Genomic DNA, 17,834 nt, shown 5'->3' with positions numbered 1-17,834 from the left:
GACCGCGCGGGATCAGAGCCAGTCGCGCGCGAGGTAGGCCGTCCACGAGGCGGCCCGCTCCCAGAGGGGGCGCTGGGCCCAGCCCGCGGCGGTGATCTCGTGGCAGTGGGCGAGGTCGTCGGCGAACATCCGCTCCATCGCGCCCGCGAACCCACGGTGCGAGACGACGGCGTTCACCTCGAGGTTCATGCGGAGCGACTGGCTGTCGAGGTTGGTGGAGCCGACGGTGGACCAGAGGCCGTCGATGACCGCGGTCTTGGCGTGAAGGACGCGGCCGCGCCACTCGAACATGCGGGCGCCGGCGTCGAGGAGGTGGCCGTAGATCGCGCGCGACGCGAGCAGGACCGCGGGCACGTCGGTGGTGCCGGCGACCATGATCCTGACGTCGACGCCGCGGCGGGCCGCCGCGGAGAGCACGTGGATGATCCGGAGCGGCGGCAGGAAGTAAGCGTTGGTGATGAAGATCCTGCGCCTGGCGCGCTCGATGGCGTGCCGGTAGGCGTCGCGGATGCCGTGGCGGTGCCTGCGGCGGGGGAGGTCGTTGCTGATGATCTGGACGGCGGGGTCGGGCCTGCGCTCGGCGTAGCCGTAGCGCTCGTCGTCGATGGGGGCGCCGCCCGTGCGCTGCCACGTGCGCAAGAAGAAGTACTGGAGCTCGGCGGCGGCGGGGCCCTCGATGCGGAGATGGGTATCGCGCCAGTCGGCGCCGCCATCCTCCGGAGCCGCGTAGTCGTCGGAGAGGTTGAGGCCGCCCGTGAAGGCGATCGCACCGTCGACGATGAGCGCCTTGCGGTGGTCGCGGCGGGCGACCTTCCCGAGCGGGGCGGAGAGGTCGAGGGGGCGGAAGGCGAGGGACCGGACGCCGGCGCGGTGGAGCCCGTCGAGGAAGGACGACGAGACGGAGGAGCCCCAGGCGTCGAAGAGGACGTTCACCTCGACGCCGGCCGCCGCCCGCTCCATGAGCGCCTCGGCGAAGCGCTGGCCGGTGCGATCGACCCGGAGGATGTACGTCTCGAGGCAGATCGTGCGCCGGGCGCGGGCGATCGCCTCGAGCATGGCCGGGTAGGTCTGCGCGCCGTCCTTGAGGAGCGCGAGGCGGTGCGCGCCGACGGTCATCTCGGCGAACGCGGGCGCGGGAGGGGGCTGGGACATGCGGCGGGGGCCAGGCTGCCCGGGACGAGGCGGCGCGATGATAGCGCGGACGGGCGCGTGGCGCCCCGGCGTGATGCTTGGCCGGCGTCGGTCAGCGGAGTGATCCGGGCTGTCGAGCGCCCCGATCAGCCCGTCTTCTCGACGTACGTCATCACCAGGTACAGGATGACCTGCTGATCGGTCGGGTTCCTGTACTGATGGGGCACGTCGGCGTCGAACATGATCGCGTCGCCGGTCGCGAGCACATGGCGCTCAGCGCCGACGACCATCTCCAGCGTCCCGGCGGTCACCACGAGGTTCTCCACGGTGCCCGGCGGGTGAGGATCCGCGTGTTCGGTGGCGAGGGGCGCGAGCGTGATCTCGTAGAATTCGACGGTCCTTGGCACGTCGAACGGGAACAGCGCGCGGGACGTGAACGAGCCGTCATGCGATGTCAGCACCTTGGCGCGCGCGGCCAGGATGAGCGATGTGCCGCCGAGCGACTGGTCGCTGATCAGCGCCGAGAAGGGCACGCCGAGCGCCCGCGCGATCTTCCAGAGCACGTTGATCGTCGGCGTGCTCTGGCCGAGCTCGATCTGGCTGAGCATCGCCCGGCTCACGCCAGACGCCTTCGCCAGCCGCTCGAGGGAGAGCCCACGCTTGGTCCGGAGGCGACGCAGGTTGGCCCCGACGATGCCGGTGAGCGCCGAGGAGGCGTCCTGCGGGGCCATCTCGTAGGCCCAGGCGTCTCCAGACGCCTCGTCCACGTCCCGCTGCGGCGCCTCTCCGTTGGTTCCGTTGGCGCGGCTGGAGTACGAGCTCGCGGGGCCAGCGAAGCTCTCCGGCCTGCGGTGCGAGCGCGGTCCAGCAGGCGACGGAGGGCGCCCCGTCGATACGGCGGACGCTTGCACGCCGTTCTGATAACCCTCCACGGGCAACGACGCGCCGAGCCCATCGCCGGAGACCAGCCCCGGCGAGCTCCGTGGCGTGTTCTGACGGACGGATTTCATCGCACCTGCCAGACGGGCATCCACGTCCAGATCGGGAACCACCAGAGGGCGACCGGCATGTTCAAAGAGTTTCCCGACGACGTCGGCCTGTTGCTCTCGGGAACATGCTTGTTCCGAGCCGCCCGCCGCTGTTGACGGTATTCCTCGAGGTCGATCACTTGAGCACTCTGGGGGCGCATCCGCTTCACCTCCAACCCGTAGGTACATCATCCGTTATAACGGATTGTCTGTCAAGAGACAGCTCGGCCATGACGCACGAGGGGCGGCACGCTGCGTTGATCCGAGGACGGCACGACGCCTCTCGTCCGTGGCGCAAGGCTGCCGCATCTTCGCTTATGCCGAAGAGATCGAGCTTCTCATCCGCCCTTTCCATGTTCAGGGCGGCCGTTGAGGAGACTGCTCGAGAATGACGCATTGCGTTTTTTTTTGAGCTGGGCGGATCGAAGCGCCTCCGAAATAGTGGACGATGCGGAGCGTCGGCCGCCCGAGGGATCGCTCGTGGCGCTCTACCCGCATCGGGATCGCCGGCGCGGCCCACGCGCGCGAGCGGTTCACCCGTGGCGGGGGAGCGGACGTCGGTGCTTTCCAGGAACATCCGGCGCGCGCCGCGCTCTGTCCTCCTATCGCAGCGCGGCCGCGGAGCTGGCGAGTGCGCGGCGGCAACACGAACACACAAGGAGGCAGCCATGGCGGGCGTCGACGTGGGAGGTGGCGAGAGGCGGGCGCGAAACAGCGAGATCAACATGATTCCGTTCATCGATCTGCTGATGGTGACCATCGCCTTCCTTCTGATCACGGCGGTGTGGGTCACGAACTCGCGGCTCAAGACCAGCGCGGAGGTGCCTGCCGCCGCGGGGTGCGGGGAGGAGTGCCAGAAGGAGCCTCTCAGGACGATGCACGTCCATGTCGGCGACGACCAGTTCAACCTCGTGTGGAAGCAGGGTGCGACCGTCCTGAGCGAGGTGAGCGTCCCCAAACGTCCTGTCGAGATCGGCGGGGCGGGAGCCACCGCCATCCGTTACAGAGAGCTCGGCGAGGCCATCCGGCGCGAGTGGGAGCGGAGCGGCGAGCACCGCGCCCCGAGCGACCGCCGCGCCGACCAGGCGGTGCTCCACAGCGACAACAAGACGCCGTTCCGTGAGCTCGTCGCCGTGCTCGACGCGATCAACGCCCCGCGCCGAACCGTCCTCCTGGACGACGGCCGCAGCGCCGAGATGCCAGCCTTCCTGGCCACCTTCTCTGCCCGCTGAGAGCGGTGGTTGAGCGACAGGGGAAACGCGTTATGCGGTGAACTCGGTCGTCAGCGCTACCCAGTTCGAGGGCGGGCGGACGGCGTAGCTCAGCGCCAGGACCTCGATCAGCACCACCCGGTAGATCGCGTGGACGTCGTCGACGTCGACCTCGTGCGCGTTCGCCTCGAGCGCCGCGTCGAGGTGCTCCTGCACGAAGGCGAGGACGTCGGGCTGCTCCATCGCGATGACGTCGTCCGAGTCGACCGCCTCGGCAGGATCGTGGAGGCGGATCTGCTCGTCCAGGTTCAGCGACTCCTCGACGCCCGTGAGCGCCGTCTCGGTGACCTCGTCGAGGTCCTGACCGAACAGCTCGTCGAAGGCGAGCCAGATCGCCAGCGTCAGGAAATAGCCGAGGGCGAGCGCCGTCTCGTCGAGCGGGCCGGACAGCACCGAGGAGATCCGGTCCGCGAGCGCTGGCTGCGTCTGCTCGAAGCGCGTGAACGCGTCGTCGAGCTGCTTGCGCGAGTCGTCGTCATCCTCGGCGAGCTGATCCTCGATCTCGGACAGGACGCGCGCCGGCACCTGAGCGTACGAGGGGACGGGGCGAATGGCTGCGCGGCGTACCCACACGCGGACAACCTAGCACACGATGGCGCGGCTCATGGAGCGAGCAACCGGATGCTCGACGCCGGAGCCCAGCCCTCGGTGGCGCCCCAGCGGACCTCCGCGAGCCCGCCCGATCTCCTGCCGACCTCGACCGACGCACCCTCGGGGATCGCGCTCTGCTCCGCGCGGGGCAGCGCGCGCCCGTCCTCGTCGAGGAGCCGGACCTCGGGGACCACCACGACGCCAGCCCGGGTCGTGAGGCGGAGGTGCCGCGCCGCATAGGTGAGCGGCACCAGCGCGAGCAGCGCGACGAGCGCCGTCGGCGCAAGGACGCTGCCCGCGACGTGCGCAGGGCCGGCAGGGCGGCGCCGCAGGACCACGCCCAGGGCGAGGAGCAGCGACGCGAGGAGCGCGGCCGCCGCCCAGGTGCGCTCCGAGGCGAGGCCGACGATGACCCGGCCGAGCGTCGGGCGCACGTCGACCGCATCCGTGGCGCGGCGCGAGCGCCGGCGGGTGATCTCGGCGCGCACGAGATCCAGCGCGCGATCGGCGTCGGCGTCGCCCGGGCGGAGCCGCAGCGCCTCCTCGAACGCGGCCGCCGCCCGGCCGAGGTCTCCCGGGCGATCCGCGCCCTCGCGGACGCGCGTGACGTAGGCGAGCCCGCGGTTATAGCTCGCGTCCGGGTGCGCGAAGCCGCGGTCGGCGAGCAGCTCGAACGTGTCGATCGCCGCGCCGTACTCGCCGCGGGCGAGCGCGGCCGTGCCCTCCTGGAACAGCGCCTCCGGGGGCTCCGCCGGCTGCGCGCGCGCCTCGCTCGACGGCAGCGCCGACGCGAGGCTCCCGGCGAGGAGGAGCGCGCCGGCGAGGAGGCGCCTGCCGCGGCCGTTCACGCGGGCTTCCATCGCGCGAGCTCGGTCACGACGGAGCGGCTCTGCTCGACGAGCGCCGCGGCGGCGGCGCCGCCGCCCTCCTGCGCGGTCGGCTCGAACCGGATCGCCTCGCACGCGGCCAGCGCCTCGCAAGCGCGCGACGAGAGCGGCCCGGGGACGCCGCGCCGGCCGAGCTCGCCCGGGAGCTCCGCGAGCAGGACGCCGCGCGAGCGGAGGCCCGTCGCGGACTCGATCGCCCGGTGCACCGCGCGCTCGATCGCCGCGGCCGTCGCCCCGAGATCCCCCTGCGCGGCCGCCTCCTCCGCTTCGCGCTGGGCGATCGCCGCGAGCCGGGCGGGCGAGGTCGCGCCCGCCGCGCGGCGATCGCGCGCACGGCGCACGAGCCGATCGCCCGCGCCGAACAGCGTCACGACGAGCGGCGGCGCGGCCAGGAGCAGCCAGAACGGCGCGCCGTCGAGGGGCAGCGTCGCGGGCGGGGCGTGCGGGCCGAGCGACGTGCGGAGCCCCGGCATGCCGGCGAACGGCTCGCCCCGGCCAGCGCCGTCGCCCTCGGCGCGAGGCGCCCTGGACGGCGGCCCGGACGACGCCGGAGGGGCCACCGGGCTGACCTGGACGACGCCGAGCTCGGCGCGCTCGACCACGTAGCGCTTCTGCGCCGGATCCCAGTAGGGGAGCTCGATCTTCCCGAGATCGACCGCGCCGCTCTCCTGGATCCGGACGACGTAGCCGAACGATCGGGTGCCGCCGATCGCGCCGCCGCGCGGCTCGATCGCGTCGCGCTTCTCCGGGTCGAGCCACTCGAGCCCGGTCCGCTCCGGCACCCGGAGCGACTGGGGGAAGTTGCCGGTGCCCGCGATCTGCACGGTCACGGCCACCGAGCCGCCCTGCTCGATCTGGCGCGGCTGCACCGTCGCCTTGAGCGTGAACTGACCGACGTCGCCGACGGCATAGCCGGACGGGCGGCCGGCGAGGGGCGGCTCCGTGACCTTGACGACGACGTCGTTCGATTCGCGCAGCACGCGCGCGCCGATCCGGCGCCCGGAGATGCGCGTCTGCATGCTGCCCGTGTGCAGCTCGCCCGTCTTCAGCGGGAACAGCGCCAGCTTGTCGACGAGGCGGGCCGCGTAGCGGTGCCCGCCGACCCGCGTGTACACGGGGCGCTCGTTGCGGGGGTCCTCGAGGAGCGGGTGGCGAAGGAAGTCCGCGGCGGGCGCTGCGCGGGGCTCGGTCATCTCGGCGTTCTCGCGGAAGTACAGGTAGAACGAGACCGTGACCTGCTCGCCGACCACCGCGGTCGTCTTGTCGGGGATGGCGCGCAGGAACACCACCGGGTCGGGCTCGCGCGGCATCGCCAGCTCTGTCGCCTCGGCCTCGGGCTCGTCCTGGGTCCTCTCGTCGTCGAAGACGCCGCCCGGGCCGCCGAACGGCCACGGGAAGCCCTGCAGCGGGCCGCCGGGCAAGAGGAACGGGTTGTTCGGCCGGCGAGGCCGCCCGCTCGCCGGCGCGACCTTGATCATGATCGGAGCCGCCGGCAGGCGCCTGCCGTTCCACGAGATCGTCGGCCCGGGGATGGTGTAGCGGCCGGGCTTGTTCGCGACGATCTGCCACGTCGCGCTGATGCCCAGCTGCGTGATCATGACGCCGCCCCCGAGCTGGGTCTTCATCTGCGTCCCGATGCTCGGGCCGGAGACGATGGAGAGGTCGGGCGGGACACGCAGCTCCGGATCGGAGGGCATGCCGGCGCCGCGCTCGACCAGCGCCTTCACCTCGACCGTGAACGGCTCGCCGACCTCGACGTCGGTGGAGCTCGCGCGCGCCGAGAGCTCCGGCTGCTGCTGGGCGCGCGCGCGGAGCGGGGCGATCAACGCGAGCAACGCCACGAGCAGCGCGGTCGCGATCGGCGCGAGACGCGGGAGGGCGAGCGCGAGCGGGGCAGGGGAGCGCGCGGCGAGCGCGAGCGCGAGCGGGCGCGTCACTTGTCCTCCATGCCGCGGCCGCGCCGCATACCGGCCTTGTTCTTCGCTTCCTGCTCCTGGTACGTCGGCGCCTCCTCGAGCTGGTCGAGGATGCGATCGTCCTGCCGACCGGTCTGCGGCGGCTCCTGGGGCTGCTCGCGCGGCGGCTCGGGTTGCTCGGGTGAGCCGGCGTCGGGCGTCTGGTCCTGCGGGCCAGCGTCAGGGCTCTGATCCTGGTCGCCGCCGTCGTTGCCCGCGTCCTGGTCACCGCCGTCGTCGCCCGCGTCCTGGTCGCCGCCGTCGTCGCCCGCGTCCTGGTCGCCGCCGTCGTCGCCCCCGTCGGGCTCGGCGTCGGGCTCGGCGTCCGGCGGCGCGTCGGGCTCGGCGTCCGGCGGCGCATCGGGCTCGGCGTCCGGCGGCGCGGCGTCCTTCTGGTCCTCGATGCGCCGCAGGGCGATCGCCCGGTTCCAGGCCGCGTCCCGGCCGACGCCGTCGCCGCCGGCCTCCTCGAGGACCCCGGGGATGATGGCCAGCGCCTGATCGTAATACGTCACGGCGTCCTCGTACTTGCGCCGCAAGAACTCGAGGTTGCCCGAGAGGTAGCGGGCCCGCGCGCGCAGATCGGCAGGCACGCTCGGATCGGCCCCGATCGCCTTCAGGAGGATCAGCGCGCAGTCGATCTCGATCCCGCGCAGCGCGTCGCTCTGCTCCTGCTCCGGCCCGCCGTCCGCGAGCTCCTCGTCGCCGAACCGATGACCGTAGCGCTCGGCCAGATGGAACAGCGTCAGCCCGAGATCGAACGAGCCGTTCGGCTTCTGGCGCACGGAGTCCGGCAGCCCGATGCCGGCGTCGCTGCACGGGCCCGTCCCCAGGTAGCTCGCGAGGGCCTGCTCGGCAGACTCGAGGTTGCCCGCGTCGAGATCGCGGATCGCCTGGTCGACCGCCGGCGCGTTCCGCTCGAACGGGGACGTCGGATCCCACCCGCTGCACCCGGTCGCCGCAGAGAACGCGGCCCCGGTGAGGCACGCGGCGGCGAGCCCGATCGCGATCCAGCGCCCACGGCGCGCGAAGAAGCCGGCGAGATCCACGCGCTTGCGATCACGACGCGGCATGCGGCCCTCCCGCGTTGCCCTCAGAAGCCTGCCCCGCTCCCGCCGCGAGGTCCGTGCCGAGCGGGCGCCCCTTCAGCAACGCGGCGCGCTTCGGCGCGGCCTCGGGGCGCGTCGCCACGAAGCGACGGCGCGGAGCGTCCTTGAGGAACACCTCGGCGATGAGGAGCAGGATCGCGAGGCCGAGCGGGTAGAAGTAGACGTCCGCGTAGACCGTCTCGACCCGCTCCGAGAGCTCGCTCTTCATCTGCCGCCTGAGCTCCGCGGCGATCGTCTCGATGCCCGTGGTCCCCTTCTCCGCGCGGATGATCTGCCCGCCCGGCGTCGCCTGCGCGATCGACGCGAGCTGCTGCTCGCCCGACAGCGACAGCTCGGTCGTGAGCGGCTTGCCCTGGCGATCCGTCCGCCACCCGACGATGCGGCCGTCCTGGCCGATCTCCGGGATCGGCTCCGGCGTGCGCCCGCCGATCTGGACGACGTGGATCGTCGTGCCCTGGGCGCCGATCGCCTGGGCGACGCTCAGCGGGTAGCCCTCGAGGTCCTCGCCGTCCGTGACGAGCAGGATGATCCGCTTGTGCTCGGCGGACTTCGGATCGCGCCTCAGGAGCTCGTTCGCCTGGTCGAGCGCGCGCGCGATCGCCGTGCCGCCGATCGGCATGTCGTTCGGGTCGAGCTGGCGGAAGAACTGCGCGATCGCCGCGCCGTCGGCGGTCAGCGGGAAGCCCATCGGCTCGCCGGCGAACGCGACCGCGCCGAAGCGCGCGCCCTCGAGATCCTTGATGAGGCGGGCGACCTCGACCTTCGCCCGGAAGATGCGGGACGGCTCGACGTCGCGCGCGTACATGCTCTTCGAGTAGTCGAGCACGACCACCACGTCGACGTTGGTCGCCGGCACGAGCCGCGTGCCCTTGCCGTACTGGGGGCGCGCCGCGGCCACGAACGCGAGCGCCGTCGCGAGCACGAGCAGCACGCCCTTCCAGGCGCGGCGCTTCGCCGGATCGGCGGTCGTGAGCGCCTTCACGCGATCCTCGTCGCCGAAGCGCTTGATGGCGCGCGCCACGCCGAAGCCGCCCAGGATGAGCAGGAGGCCGATCAGCGCGGCGAACGCCGTCCCGAGCAGGAACCAGGGGGCCGCAAAGTTCACGGGAACCTCCGGAGCAGCCAGGCGCGCAGGAGCGCGTCGAGCCCGATCAGGAACACCCCGGGCAGGAGCAGGAACGGGAAGAGATCCTCGTACGCGGCGCTCGACGCCTCGAAGCGGGTCTTCTCCAGCCGGTCGAGCACGTCGTGCATGCTGTCCGCGAGCGCCTTCGCGTCGGTCGCCACGTACGACGCGCCGCCGGTCTTCTGCGCGATCTCCTGGAGCAGCGCGGGGTTCACCGGGAAGCGGTGGCGCACGTAGCGCGGCTGCCCGAAGAGATCGATGCCGTCCTCGACCTCGACCTCGTCGTCGGTGCCGATCTGGATCGTGTAGACCTTCGCGCCGAGCGAGGTCGCGAGGTGGGTCGCGTACTCGGGGGAGATGGCCCCGGCGTTCGAGTCGCCGTCGGTCAGGAGGATGACGACCTTCGACTGCGCGTCGCTCCTGCGCAGGCGGGCGACCGCGGTGCCGAGCGCGTCGCCGATCGCCGTCGCGCTGCCGTCGATCACGTTGAGCGTCATCTGCGAGACCATCTGCGTCAGCAGGTGGTAGTCGAGCGTCGGCGGCGACAGCACGTAGGCGGCCTTGCCGAAGACGACGACGCCGAGGCGATCGGTCCTCCTGCGGCTGATGAAGTCCTGGAGGACGAGCTTGGCCGTGTCGAGCCGGGTCAGCCGCTTGCCGCGCGGCAGCTTCGGCTGGCCGGGCAGGTCGCTCGCCCGCGCGTCGAGGATCGCGCGCATCGAGCCCGACAGGTCGAGCGCCACGACGATGTCGATGCCCTTGTCGTCCGAGCGCTGCTCGCGGAGCACGCTGACCGGCCGCCCCATCGCGAGGACGAGCAGCGCGAGCGCCACGGCGCGCAGCACGCCCGGCAGGTCGCGCAGGTGGCTGCGCAGGCCGCGGGGCCCGCGCGCGAGCGGCGCGACCGTGCCGAGCCGGAGCCGCGGCCTGCGCGCGTCCTCCGCGAAGATGCCCCAGTACCAGACGACGGGCACCGCGATGAGCGCGAGCAAGAACCACGGGTTCTGCCAGCTCGCCGAGGACCAGGCGTCGCGGCGCGCGAGGTAGGGGTACACGCAGGCGAGCGCGGCGACGACGAGCGTCGCGATGACGGCGAGCGATGCGCGCTTCGTGCGGCTCAAGGCGCCTCCTCTGGCGCCCGGGACGGGCGAGCGGGCGGCTGCTGTCCGCTGGCGGGCGAGCTCCGGGGGCCGGCGCCGTCGCCGGGACGCGCCGCGGGCGGGGTCGTGCGGTGCACGATGTTCTCGCCGTCGTCGAGCGCCGTGAGGCAGTCGGCCTCGCTCGGCTGGAGGCGCGCGAACTTCACGAGGTCGCAGTCGGCGAGGAACCGCGCGATCTGCGGCAGCACCGGCACGGGCGGGCGCACCCGCGCGAGCAGGTCCCGCATCTCGTCGCTCGTCGTCTCGAGGCCGTCGAAGCCGTACCGCGCGCCGAGGTACTTGCGCACGCAGTCGCTCACGCGGTCGAAGTACTCACCGGTCCGCCCCTCGCCGAGCAGGTCGGAGCGCCGGAGCGCCTCGAGCTCCTCGAGCGCGGCGACCCACGGCAGCTTGGGCGGCGGCGCGGCCACCACGCGGGGCCGGCGCAGCCAGCGCCGGACCAGCCACGCCACGAGCAGCCCGAGCGCCGCGCCGATGAGGATGCCGACCGTGAGCTGCTTCGCGAGCACCCACTCCTCCCGCTGCGGCCTCGGCGGCGGGTTCGGCTTGACCTTGGGGTCTCGCTCGTTGGCGATCGGGTCCTGGATCACGATCTCGTGCGGCCGGGTGCAGACGGTGACGAGCTCCCCGCTCGCGCGGGACACGGCGATCGGCACCGGCGGCAGCAGGAGGGCGCTCCTCCCCGGCTCCTTGGGCAGCGGGACGAACGGGATGACGAGCCTGGTCGTGGCGCCGGCGTCGGTCGCCGTCGTCGTGCTGGTCGGCCCCGCGCCCGCGTCGGCCTCCGGCAGGACGAAGCCCGCCTTCTGGATCGCGCGCGCGGCGTCGCTGTCACCCTGGACCTTGAAGCCCTCCGGCAGCACCGTCTCGCCCTTGCCGTGCGTGACCGTGATCTCGAGGTGGGCCGCGTACCCGCTGAACCCGTTCTTCGGGAACGTCTCCTCGATCCGGGGGCGCGTCGCGCCGGGCGGCACGTGCTCCGCGCACGAGGCCCACACGCTCTCGCCGCGCTCCGTGGCTCCCGGCGCCTGGGCTGCCGGCGCCGGGGCCGGGGCCGGAGGCGGCGGCGGCGGGGTGTCGTCCGCGGCGGGCCCTCCGGCGCCGCCGGCGTCCGGCTGCGATCGTGCCGGCGACGCGCACGCGAGCGCCGCCGCCAGCGCGGCCCACGCGAGCGGGCTCGCGCCGCGCGCGGCGTGGACCGCCGAGCGACGCGCCCTCATCGCCTGAGCCTCCGCGCCCGCTTGGCGAACAGGTCGCGCAGCGGGCTCACGAAGCTCTCGCCGGTCTTCACCACCACGGCGTCGAGCGCGAGCTTCTTGAACAGCTTGTCGCGGTCGCTCCGGAGCTTGCGCATGGCGGCGCGGTAGTGGTCGCGCACCGCCCGGTCGCCGGTGTCCACCACGACCTCTTCCCCGGTCTCCAGGTCCTCGAACGTCGCGAGCCCCACGTCGGGCAGCTCCTCGTCGCGCGGGTCGACGAGCATCACCGGGATCACGTCGTGCTTGGCGCTCGCGAGCGAGAGCGAGCGCTCGAAGCCGGAGGCGAAGAAATCGCTGATCACGAAGGCCACGCTCCTCCGCTCGGCGACCTTCACCAGCGTCTCGAGCGCGAGCTTCAGGTTCGTCCCCGTGTACTTCGGCTCGTGCCCGAGGATCTCCCGGATGACGCGCATCACGTGTTTGTCCCCCTTCTTCGGCGGGACGAGCTTCTCGATGGCCTCGGTCGCGAGCACGAGGCCCACGCGATCGTTGTTCTTGATGGCGCTGAAGGAGCAGAGCGCGGCGATCTCGGCGGCGACGCGCGCCTTCGACGCGCGCCGCGTGCCGAACTGCTCGCTCTGCGAGGCGTCGACGACCAGCATGACGGTCATCTCCCGCTCCTCGACGAACACCTTCACGAACGGCTCGCTCATGCGGGCCGAGACGTTCCAGTCGATCCAGCGCACGTCGTCGCCGGGCAGGTAGGCGCGCACCTCGCGGAACGAGAGCCCTTGCCCCTTGAAGACGGACGAGTACGTCCCGGAGAGCTGCTCGTTGGCGAGCCGTCGCGTCCGGATCTCGATGCGCCGGAGCTGCTTCAGGAGCTCCGGCGGCAGCGGGTTCTTCGAGCCGGAGGCCTTGATCACGGCACCTCGACCACCTCGAACACGCGCCGGACGATCTGCTCGGACGTGACCTCCTCGGCCTCCGCCTCGTAGGTCAGGACGACCCGGTGCCGGAGCACGTCGGGGCCGATCGCCTTCACGTCCTCCGGCGTGACGTAGCCCCGGTGGCGCAGGAAGGCGTGCGCGCGCGCCGCCAGCGCCAGCGCGATCGAGGCGCGCGGGCTCGCCCCGTACTCGATGAGGCTGCTCAGCTCCCGCATCCCCTTCTGCCCGGGCTCGCGCGTCGCGAAGACCACGTCCACGATGTAGTCCTTCACGCGATCGTCCATGTACACGTCGCGCACGACCTTGCGCGCGGACACGAGCTCCTCGGGGGTCGTCACCTTCGCGGCCTTGCCCTCGACCACTCCCGTCGTGCGGTCGATGATCTGCCGCTCCTCGGCCCGGGCGGGATACCCGACCTTGACCATGAGCATGAACCTGTCGACCTGCGCCTCCGGGAGGCGGTAGGTCCCCTCCTGCTCGATCGGGTTCTGGGTCGCCATGACCACGAACGGGCTCGGCAGCGGGTAGGTCGTGTCGCCGATCGTGACCTGCCGCTCCTGCATCGCCTCGAGGAGCGCGCTCTGCACCTTCGCCGGGGCGCGGTTGATCTCGTCGGCGAGCACGAGGTTCGCGAAGATCGGGCCCAGCTTGGAGGTGAAGTCGCCCTTCTGGTGGTTGTAGATGACGGTGCCGATGAGGTCGGCGGGCAGCAGATCCGGCGTGAACTGGATCCGCGAGAACTTCGCGTGGATGGCGTCGCAGAGCGTCCGCACCGTGAGCGTCTTGGCGAGGCCCGGGACGCCCTCGAGGAGCACGTGTCCCCCGGTGAGCAGCCCGATGAGGATGCGCTCGATCATGTACGTCTGGCCGACGATGACCTTGCCGACCTCGTTCAGCAGGGTGTCGATGAAGGCGCTCTCTTTGGCGACCAGCTCGTTCAGGGCGCGTACGTCGTGCATAACGGGTGGGAGCTCATAGCAAGCCCGGCCGCCCGAGGACAACCGGCGCCGATCGAATATTCCTCGGCGCGAGGCGGGGCCGCGGCGCGCTAGAAGCCGGGCTCGCGGAATTTGGCGCGCCCGGTCTCGGCAGGCGATCGGGAGCGAGGCGGGCTCGCGCTCGCGGCGGGGGTGGAGGACGGCGGCGCCGAGGGCGCGGTGGACGGGGCCGGCTCTGACACGCGCGCGGGCTCCGGGGCGCGCGGCTCGGCGGTGGCGACCCCCGGACGCGGCTCCACCGTGACGGCCGGCGCCGCGGGCACCGCCACGGGCGGCGCGCTCGGGCCCTCCCCGAGGCCGATCCACAGGAGCGTCGCCGCCCCGAGCAGCGCGCCCGAGGCGACGAGCGCCGCCGCGGTGGCGATCGTCCGGGCGCGGCGGCGCGGGTCCAGGCGCGAGGGGGCGCGCCCCCGCGCCCTGCCCTCCGCGGCGCGCAAGGCGTCCTTGATCAGCGCCGTGCGACGCGAGGCGCGCGCGGCGAGCGCGTTGCGGATGTACCCCGTGACCTCGCCAGGGCGGCTGCCGAGGGCGGCGTCCACCGCCTCGAGCGCGTCCGCGAGCTCGGCCATCGTCGCGAAGCGCTCGGCCGGATCCTTGGCCAGCGCGCGCATCACCGCCGCCTCGAGCGCGGGGGGGTACCCGGGGACGAGGGGGCCCGGCGGATCGACCGGCTCGGGCCGCGCGATGCGCGCCATCGTCGCGAGGTCGTGGCTGGCGGCGAACGGGTGCGTGCCCGTCGTCAGCTGATAGAGCACGATCCCGAGCGCGAAGACGTCGGACCGCCGGTCCAGCTGCTCGCTATAGACCTGCTCGGGCGCCATGAAGAGGATCTTGCCCTTCATGTGCCCGGTGTTGGTCGTCGGGTTGTCCACCTGCGCCATGGCCTTGGCCACGCCGAAATCGGCGATTTTGACCGAGCCGTCCCGCGTGATCAGGATGTTGTGCGGCGACACGTCCCGGTGAACGAGCCCGACCAGCGCGCCGCCGTCGTCCCGTAGCTCGTGGGCCGCATGCAGCCCACGCGCCGCCTCGATCGCGATCCTCACCGCGACGGGCAGGGGGAGCGGGCTGCCCTGCTTGCGGGTGCTGCCGCCGAGCAGCGCCACGAGCGCGTCGCCGTCGATCCACTCCATCACGAAGTAGAGCACCCCGCTCTGCTCACCTTGATCCAGGATCGCGCACACATTGGGGTGCTTGATCCGGGAGGCGATGCGCGACTCCGTGAGGAACATGCGCTTGCAGCGCGGATCGCTGGAGAGCGCCGGCAGCATCGTCTTGACTGCCACGATCTTGTCGCCCGCCGCCCCGCCGCGCTCTCGGGCCGCCCACACGGTCCCCATTCCGCCCTGCGCGATGGCGATCAGCAGCTCATAGCGGCCGAGAAGCTGGCCTGGCACAAGATCGACGGGCGCTATCACAGCTCGTACCTGCGACTCCTGTGTCGTCGTGAGTCCGACCATGCTGAAGCTCTCACCGACAGTGGGAGAGCGTTCCAGGCGGGTCGTGCAAGAGCGTTCCAGGATCGGACGCTAATCTCAAACAATTTTCCAGTTGTCGAGGATCGGTCGGCGTGAATACGGTTAGACTGCCTCTATCGCTTGGTGATGGAAGGAGGCGTGGGTGAAGCATCGGATCACCATCGGCGGAGTGGTATTCTTCGCCGTGGTCGGCGTCGGTCCGGCTGCGTTCGCCGAGCCTTCCCCGGAGGACGCCAGCCGCGCGCCGCCGGCCGCGGTCGCGAGCGACACTGCGGCTGTCGCTGCGCCCCACAAGCCGAGCGCCGCGGACCTCGCGTCCGCGCGGCACCTCTTCGCGCTCGGCCTCGCCGCGGAGGACAGCGGCCGGTGGGCAGAGGCGCTGGAGACGTACGAGCGCATCAGCAAGATCGTCGTGTCCCCGCCTCTCTGGTATCACCTCGGCGTCTGTCACGAGGCGCTCGGCCACGTCGTCGAGGCGCTCAACGCATTTGAGCTCGCTGCGTCCGGCGCGACCGCGCGGAACGAGATCGCGCTCGCCAGGGAGTCGCGGGCGCGACTAGAGAAGCTTCGCGTGAAGACGTCGCAGATCGTCCTGCAGCTGCCCGAGGACGCGACCGGCGTGCGCGTCGAGATCGATGGTGAGCCGATCCACGCCGCGCTCGTCGGCGCGGCCATCCTCGTGAGCCCCGGGGCGCGGCGGGTCGTTGTGGTGGCCGAGAACTATGCGGCGCGGTTCGAGGCGACGGTGCAGGCCGAGACGGGCGCGGTCGTCGAGCTGCGGGCCGAGCTCGGCCGCAAGCGCTCGCTCGCGGTCCTGCTGTCGAGCGCGCCCGCGCGCCGGGCGCTGCCCAGCGCGCCCGCGCCCGGCCCTCGCATCTCGCCGGTGGTCGTCGTGGGGACGGCGGCCGCGCTCGTCGCCGGCGCCGTGGTCACGGGCGCCATGGCGTACGACGTGCGGCACAGCTTCCTGAAGAAGAACGAGAACCCTGCCCCGGGCTCGCTGGGCGAGCGGCAGGCGCTGCACGATCGCGGGCAAGCGCTCGCCGTCACGAGCACGGTGCTCACCGGGGCCGCCGTCATCGCGGGCGGCTTCGCCACCTACCTCTTCTGGCCCTCGTCCTCCTCGCCCGCGGCTCCTCCGGACGCCGCCGGGCGGCGGCCTGCGCCCGCGGCGCCGCGCGCCCCCCGCCCGACGGCGCTCTCGCCGTGGGTCGGCGCGGACGGCGCCGGGGTCGCCGTGCGGGGAGTGCTGTGAGCGGCGCACCTCGCCCCGGAGCGGGCGTCGTCGCCGCGCTCGCCCTCGCCTCCGCCGGCCTCGGCGCGTGCGCCTTCATCGCGCCGTTCCCCGACGTCGCGGCGGATCCCGCGCCGGTGGGCGAGGGGGGAGGCGGCGGCGGCGGCGGGGTGGGCGGTGGCGGCGAGGTTCAGGAGGTCTGCGTTCCCCTCACCGAGGCGGCTTGCTACGCGGGGCCGCAGGGCACGCAGGGCGTCGGCCTCTGCGTCGCCGGCGTCGCCGCGTGCAATGACGACGGGACCGACGTCGGCGCCTGCGTCGGCCAGGTGCTGCCCGCGTTCGAGAGCTGCGCCACGCCCGAGGACGAGAACTGCGACGGGCGAGCGTGCACGGGCGACCCCGTGCACAGCGTCGCGCTCGGCGGGGCCGGCGCTCAGCAGGGCCTGGGCATCGCCGCCTCCGCCGACGCCGTCGTCGTGGTCGGCTCGGCGTCGGGCAGCACCGATCTCGGCGCGGGCCCGTCGGACGAGCTGGGCGCGCTCGGCGAGCCGGACGCTTTCCTCGTCTCGTTCTCCCGCGACGCCTCCAGGCGCGAGGGTCGGTTCCGGTTCGGCCGCCGCTTCGCGGACAGCGTCGCCCGGGCGGTCGCGCTCGCGCCGGGGGGCGACGTGGTGCTCGCGGGCAGCGCGGCTGGCGACGTCGATTTCGGCGGCGGCGTGCTCGAGGGCGCCGGCCGCCGCGCCGACGTCGTCGTGGCGCGGTTCGACGCGAACGGGGCCCACCAGTTCAGCCGGCGGTTCGGCGACGAGGCCACGCAACACGCGGCGGCGGTCGCCGTGGACCAGGCGGGGAACGCCTTCATCACCGGCGAGTTCTCGGGCACGCTCGACTTCGGCGAGGGCCGCCGGGGCGAGCGGTTCACCCTGGAGAGCCACGGCAGGAGCGACGCCTTCCTGGTCAAGCTCGACGCCGCCGGCCACGTCGACTGGGCCAAGCGGCTCGGCGGCCAGGGAGATCAGGCCGGTACCGGCGTCGCCGTCGACGGTGACGGCGACATCGTCGTCGTCGGCTGGTTCAGCGGGGAGGTCGATCTCGGGGGCGAGAGGCCGCTCACCACCGACGCCAAGACCAACCTGTTCGTCGCGAAGCTCGACCCCTCGGGCGACCACGTCTGGAGCAAGGCGGCCGACGCGACCAACGCGGCCGAGGCGCTCGGCGTGGCCGTCGATGGAGCGGGCAACATCCTCGTGACCGGCTCGTTCCGGGGAGCGCTCTCCCTCGGCGAGTCGCTGCTCACGAGCAATGGAGACAAGGACGTCTTCCTCATCCGTCTGGACGACAACGGCGTCCTGCAGTGGTGCGAGGACTTCGGCGACGACGCCGACCAGGAGGGCGCCTCCGTCGCGGTCGATCTCGCGGGCAACATCCTCCTCACCGGCTCCTTCCTGGGGAACCTGGACATCGGCACGGAGGCGCACTCGGCCACGGGCGCCGCGGACGTGTTCGTGGCGAAGCTCGACCCTGCCAGCAACCCGATCTGGTTGCGCTCGTTCGGCGACTCGGGCGAGCAGCGCAGCGCGGCCGTCGCCGTCGATCTCCTCGGCGATGGCTGGGTGACCGGCCGCTTCGACGGCGTCCTCGATCGCGGGGCAGCCACGGCCGTGAGCCAGGGCGCCGGCGACGCGTTCCTCGTGCAGATCGGGCCGTGAGCGCCGCT

Annotated in this window: 15 protein-coding genes; 3 read left to right on the top strand and 12 right to left on the bottom strand. The window is 72.8% G+C overall.

The features are described 5' to 3' along the window. Positions 1–12: 12 nt before the first annotated feature. Both WMF46_RS34170 and WMF46_RS34165 read right to left on the bottom strand, forming a co-directional pair. Positions 13–1,152, bottom strand: a complete 1,140-nt coding sequence (locus WMF46_RS34170; RefSeq protein WP_437981031.1) for a phospholipase D-like domain-containing protein — start codon at positions 1,150–1,152, stop codon at positions 13–15. Positions 1,153–1,277: 125 nt separating this feature from the next. Then, a complete protein-coding gene (locus WMF46_RS34165) occupies positions 1,278–2,141 on the bottom strand; it encodes a helix-turn-helix domain-containing protein (RefSeq protein WP_437981030.1) in 864 nt (287 codons plus the stop codon). Between the two features lie 686 nt (positions 2,142–2,827). Between WMF46_RS34165 and WMF46_RS34160 the strand changes: the two genes are divergently transcribed. Then, the gene (locus WMF46_RS34160; protein ID WP_437981029.1) at positions 2,828–3,391 is read left to right on the top strand and encodes an ExbD/TolR family protein; all 564 of its coding nucleotides are present in this window, start codon (positions 2,828–2,830) and stop codon (positions 3,389–3,391) included. A gap of 30 nt (positions 3,392–3,421) precedes the next feature. Here WMF46_RS34160 and WMF46_RS34155 read toward each other — a convergent pair whose 3' ends face one another. The 10 genes from WMF46_RS34155 to WMF46_RS34110 all read right to left on the bottom strand — a co-directional run bounded on the left by WMF46_RS34155 (position 3,422) and on the right by WMF46_RS34110 (position 14,802). Then, entirely contained in the window at positions 3,422–4,003 is a 582-nt protein-coding gene (locus tag WMF46_RS34155; RefSeq protein WP_012239127.1) for a hypothetical protein, read from the bottom strand. Between the two features lie 29 nt (positions 4,004–4,032). Then, positions 4,033–4,881: a hypothetical protein gene (locus WMF46_RS34150; protein WP_437981028.1), complete on the bottom strand. Its 849-nt coding sequence runs from the start codon at positions 4,879–4,881 to the stop codon at positions 4,033–4,035. Beyond that, positions 4,866–6,845, bottom strand: coding sequence for a BatD family protein (locus tag WMF46_RS34145; protein WP_437981027.1), 1,980 nt, complete (start codon positions 6,843–6,845; stop codon positions 4,866–4,868). Before WMF46_RS34145 ends, WMF46_RS34150 begins: the two co-directional genes overlap by 16 nt. Beyond that, entirely contained in the window at positions 6,842–7,936 is a 1,095-nt protein-coding gene (locus tag WMF46_RS34140) for a tetratricopeptide repeat protein (RefSeq protein WP_437981026.1), read from the bottom strand. Before WMF46_RS34140 ends, WMF46_RS34145 begins: the two co-directional genes overlap by 4 nt. Next, positions 7,923–9,077, bottom strand: a complete 1,155-nt coding sequence (locus tag WMF46_RS34135; protein WP_437981025.1) for a vWA domain-containing protein — start codon at positions 9,075–9,077, stop codon at positions 7,923–7,925. Before WMF46_RS34135 ends, WMF46_RS34140 begins: the two co-directional genes overlap by 14 nt. After that, positions 9,074–10,219: a VWA domain-containing protein gene (locus WMF46_RS34130; protein WP_437903731.1), complete on the bottom strand. Its 1,146-nt coding sequence runs from the start codon at positions 10,217–10,219 to the stop codon at positions 9,074–9,076. The genes WMF46_RS34135 and WMF46_RS34130 overlap by 4 nt, the downstream gene beginning before the upstream one ends. Further along, positions 10,216–11,478, bottom strand: coding sequence for a hypothetical protein (locus tag WMF46_RS34125; RefSeq protein ID WP_437981024.1), 1,263 nt, complete (start codon positions 11,476–11,478; stop codon positions 10,216–10,218). Before WMF46_RS34125 ends, WMF46_RS34130 begins: the two co-directional genes overlap by 4 nt. After that, positions 11,475–12,383, bottom strand: coding sequence for a DUF58 domain-containing protein (locus WMF46_RS34120; RefSeq protein WP_437543930.1), 909 nt, complete (start codon positions 12,381–12,383; stop codon positions 11,475–11,477). The genes WMF46_RS34125 and WMF46_RS34120 overlap by 4 nt, the downstream gene beginning before the upstream one ends. Further along, entirely contained in the window at positions 12,380–13,366 is a 987-nt protein-coding gene (locus tag WMF46_RS34115; protein ID WP_437981023.1) for an AAA family ATPase, read from the bottom strand. Before WMF46_RS34115 ends, WMF46_RS34120 begins: the two co-directional genes overlap by 4 nt. Positions 13,367–13,455: 89 nt before the next feature. After that, on the bottom strand, positions 13,456–14,802 hold the full coding sequence (locus WMF46_RS34110) for a protein kinase domain-containing protein (protein ID WP_437981022.1): 1,347 nt from the start codon (positions 14,800–14,802) through the stop codon (positions 13,456–13,458). 223 nt (positions 14,803–15,025) lie between these two features. Between WMF46_RS34110 and WMF46_RS34105 the strand changes: the two genes are divergently transcribed. Both WMF46_RS34105 and WMF46_RS34100 read left to right on the top strand, forming a co-directional pair. Then, positions 15,026–16,138, top strand: coding sequence for a hypothetical protein (locus WMF46_RS34105; protein ID WP_437981021.1), 1,113 nt, complete (start codon positions 15,026–15,028; stop codon positions 16,136–16,138). Continuing rightward, positions 16,135–17,826 carry a hypothetical protein gene (locus tag WMF46_RS34100; protein WP_437981020.1) on the top strand — a complete coding sequence of 564 codons (1,692 nt, stop codon included), beginning with the start codon at positions 16,135–16,137 and terminating at the stop codon, positions 17,824–17,826. Before WMF46_RS34105 ends, WMF46_RS34100 begins: the two co-directional genes overlap by 4 nt. Positions 17,827–17,834 lie beyond the last annotated feature (8 nt).

The organism is Sorangium sp. So ce117, assembly GCF_051524395.1.
GTDB lineage: Bacteria > Myxococcota_A > Polyangia > Polyangiales > Polyangiaceae > Sorangium > Sorangium cellulosum_B.
The sequence above is the reverse complement of the archived record's forward strand: the minus strand, read 5'-3'. Positions and strand labels throughout refer to the sequence as shown.